The following is a 4,109-nucleotide window of genomic DNA, read 5'->3' on the forward strand; positions in this document are numbered from 1 at the left end:
CCTCCGAGGCCGACCAGCCGCTCCAGCTCGACGGCTCGGGCGCGCGGTTGTGAGCCTGCACGCGCACCTGGTAGATGCCGCCGTTCTCGAGGCCCTCCCAGGTCATCGAGTTCCCGGTGGCCTGCTTCTGCGACACCCCGGACGGCGGAGCCGGCGAGATCTCCAGCGTGTAGCTCTCGACCGGAGAACCGGGAGTGGTCGGGGTGGCCCACGCGACCTTGAGCGACTTGTCGCCGAAGGTCAGCGTCGGCGGGGTCGGGGTGTCGGGACGAGCGTCCGGACGGGCGACCGCCGACGTACCGGACGGCTTCGACTCGCCGACCCGGTTGGTCGCGGTCACCTGGAAGGTGTACTCCACGTTGTTGGTGAGGCCGTCGAGCGTGCACGTCGTCGAGCGGCATTCCTTCGAGTACGGGCTGCCGCCGACCGACTTCACCGTGTACTTCGTGATCTCGGCGCCGTTGTTCGACGGTGCGCCGTACGAGACCACGACGGTGCGGTCCTGCACGCTCGACACCAGTGGGGTGCCCGGCGCCTCCGGCACGCCCTGGACGGTCACGATGATCTGGCCGTTGGCCTCGCGGTCGGGGTCCTTCGTCGCATCCTGGATGCGGTAGCGCACGACCATGGTCCCGACGAAACTGGGGTCGGGTGTGACGACGACCTGATCGCCCTTGACGGCCGCGCCGCCGGAACCCGACTCCGTGGCAGCCGTCATCAGCTTGAGCGGCGTCTCCGGGAACGGGTTGTAGTCGTTCGCGAGCACGGGCACCGTGATGCTCTTGCCCTGATCCGCTTCCGAGATCGTGTCGGTGTTGGCTGCGGGCAGCGGGCGGGTCGAGGCCCCGACGCGCACGGTCACGGTGCCTTCGACGGCTTCCGTCGTCCCGTCGGCGATCTCCAGCTTCAGGGAGGACACCGTGCCCTTCTCGACCTCGGACGAGGCCTCGACGAGCAGCTTCGAGCCGTCGATCTTCGCCGTGATGCCCTTGCCCGCGCCGCTGACGTACTTGTACCTGTGCTTGCCCTCGTCCTCCGGATCGGGGTCGGTCGTGAGCGCGGCCAGGTCGAGCGTCGATGCCTTCTCCCCAGGAGCGACGATGACCTCTGCTCCCGTGAACACCGGCTGCTGGTTCTCCGGGGGCAGCACATTGATCGGGATGCTCAGCGTCGCCGTACGGCCCTCGGGGTCGTCCGGCCCCGTGCCGTCTGTGACCTCGAACGTGAGCGAGTCCTGCCCGAAGTAGCCCTCGGCCGAGGTGTACACCAGGGTGGTCTCGTCCTTCACGAGGTCGTCGCCGTTGGCGTACACGGCGTTCACCTTGGCATGCTCGGTGATCCGCGCGGTCCCCCCACCGGCGACGGTGACGAACTTCGAGAGCGGGATCTCCCTGGTCTCGCCGCTCATGACCTCGAGCGGCTTGGTCGAATCCAGGATCGGCCGCAGGTCGGACTCGGCCGGCACGAAGATGAACGCGGATGCGGCCAGATCGTCCTGATCGGTGATCGTGTAGCGGATGAGCTGCAGCTGCTCGGTGACGGTGACCCGTACCTTGCCGTTCTCCAGCTGGGTCGCGCCTTCTCCGAGCACGAGCTTCAGGCGATCGGTGGTGCCGTCCGGGTCCTCGTCGTTCTTGAGGATGTCGAGGTCGGCACTCATCGTGCCGTCGGTGAGGTCGGTCGGCCGCACACGGTCGTCACGCGCGACGGGCGCCTGCAGCGGGACGTTCTCGTCGACGGTGATCTGCAGCGCCGCGGTCGCCTCGGCGCCCCTCGCGTCGCGGATCGTGTACTGCAGCGACGTCTCGAGCTCGCGGTTCGGCGCCTGCACCAGCACCCGATCACCCGAGACGCGGGCCGTGATGCCCGTCTCGGTCGGAACCTCGAGGCCGTCCTTCACGAGGATGATCTTGTCGCCCTCGGGGTCGGAGTCGTTCAGCATCACCGGCACCGAGATCTCGCGACCCGGCCGCACGACCACGGCATCCTTCACCGCGAACGGTCTCTGATTGATCTGCTCGCCCGGTGCGATGCCCACCCGGATGGTGGCGATGCCCTCCTTGCCGAGCCGGTCGCGCACGCGGTAGCGGAACACGTCGACACCGGAGGAGCCGTCGAATGCCTCGTACGTGAAGTAGTTCTGCGCCGTCTCGGTAATGCGCCCCTTCTGCGGGCTGGAGGCGATGTCGATCAGCTCGACCGAGTCGCCGTCGGCGTCGATGCCGTCGAGAGGGACGGCGATGTTCGCGGTCGACCCGGCGAGCACGCGGGCCACCAGGTCCTGCGGGCGCGGGGCGGCGTTCGTCTCCTCATCGACCGGAAGGATCTGGATCGTGACGTAGCCGGCGTCCTTCTGCTGGCGCGAGTCGACCGCCTCGTAGGTGAGGTACACGGTCTTCGCGACGGGTCCGGCCTTGAACCGGATCGTGTCCTGCGAGACGAAGGCCTCACCGTCCTCCGGGTCGACCAGCGGCTCGACCAGCTCGGGAACGACGTGCATGACGTCGTCGTTCGGGTGCGTGTCGTTGTCGAGCACCGGGATGGTGACGACGTCGCCCGCGCGCACGATCGCCGTGTCGTCGTTCACGACGGGTTGCAGGAGCTTGTCCGGCGCGGGGATCGGGATGACCACCACCTCGCCCTCCGCCGACTTGGAGCCGTTGGAGATGCGGTACTTGATGCGCGCCTGGTCGGTGAGCGAGCCCTGATCGGTGATGCGAAGCGTCTCGTGGTTGATGACCGACACGGAGATGCCCGAGTCGTCGTCGATCGAGACGGACTGCACCACCAGGATGCCGCCGGCGGGGTCGACGTCGTTCGCGAGCACGCCGATGAGCACGTCGCCGCCCGTCGGCAGCAGCGCCACGTCGCGCACGGCGACCGGAGGGAGATCCGTCTCGCTCGCCTCGAGCACGTCGACGCGCACGATCCCCTCGCCGTTCTCGGGGCCGGCCGTCGCCAGGTACAGCACGTAGTAGGTGCCGGGAGCATCAGCGGTGAAGGAGAAGGTCTTGTTCGGCCCGTCCGTGACGATCGTCGCGCCGGGAACCTCGTTCACGCGGCCAAGTCGCAGCAGCTCGCGCCCCGAACTGGTGTCGTTGGCCAGCGGTGCCACGGTGACCTGCTCGCCGACGCGGGTCACGACGTGGTCGGCGTTGGTCTTGGGCTTGGTCGAGCCCTCAGGCCGCACATCGAGGGTCACCGTCGCGGTGGCGCTCTCCCCGTATCCGTCGGCGACGGTGACCTGCACGTCCTTGCGTCCCTGCTGGCTCGCGGTCGCCTTGTACGTGATCTGGCCGTCGGTGCTGAAGTCGACCTCGTCGCCCGGCGCGGGGACGACCTCCTTGAGGTAGACATCGTCGCCCTCGGGGTCGATCCAGTCCGGGAGGATGTTGTACGAGATCGTTCCGCCGGTCTCCACGGTGAGACTGGTGTGCCGTTTGGGCACCGGAGCGGTGTTCACGCTCTTGTCGTAGACGGTCAGCGTGACCGCTGCCGTGTCCTTCCCGCCGCGACCGTCATCGGCCTCGTAGGTGAAGGTGGTCGATCCTGTCGCGTCCTCGTCGACCGCGATCTGCAGGGATCCGCCGTTCTGCACCTGCTGGATCGTGCCGAGGGCGGGCTGGGCCTCGGCGAGGGTCGCGACCAGGACGTCACCATCCGGATCGTTGTCGTTGTCGAGCACGGGAAGCATCGTCGTCACGCCGGGGCGCACACCGAACGTGTCATCCTCGGCGATCGGAGGGGTGTTCTCCTCCTTGCGCTCGGGGAGCGTGGTCTCGACGGTCTCCTCGGTGGAGTCGTCCTCGTTCTCGGTCTCGCCCTCCGGCGGGGTGAGGTCGTTCCAGTTGTCGACGCGCTGGAGGCTCTCGTTGGCCAGCCAGGCCGCACCACCGACGGCATCGTTGAGGATGATGACGTCGCGGTTGACGCGGAACACGAGGCTCTTCGCGTCTTCGGCGACGTCAACGCCCAGGTCGATGAGAAATTCAAGGAACTCACCGAGCGACGCATGCACCTACTCGAAGCGAACGGCTTGGATCCATGGCTCGGTACGGTGAAAGCTCTGAATGAGAGCGTCATGCCCGCCGCTCCCTCGATGAAGGAGT

At 67.7% G+C, this 4,109-nt stretch carries 1 protein-coding gene; it reads right to left on the reverse strand.

Translation table 11 applies throughout. From position 1 onward, the window contains the following. The coding region (locus KZA10_RS08930) for an Ig-like domain-containing protein (RefSeq protein WP_218682690.1) at nt 1–4,018 on the reverse strand (4,018 nt) is incomplete at its 3' end. Nucleotides 4,019–4,109 lie beyond the last annotated feature (91 nt).

Origin of the sequence: Microbacterium sp. BF1 (assembly GCF_019279095.1) — a bacterium.
GTDB classification, from domain to species: Bacteria; Actinomycetota; Actinomycetes; order Actinomycetales; family Microbacteriaceae; genus Microbacterium; species Microbacterium maritypicum.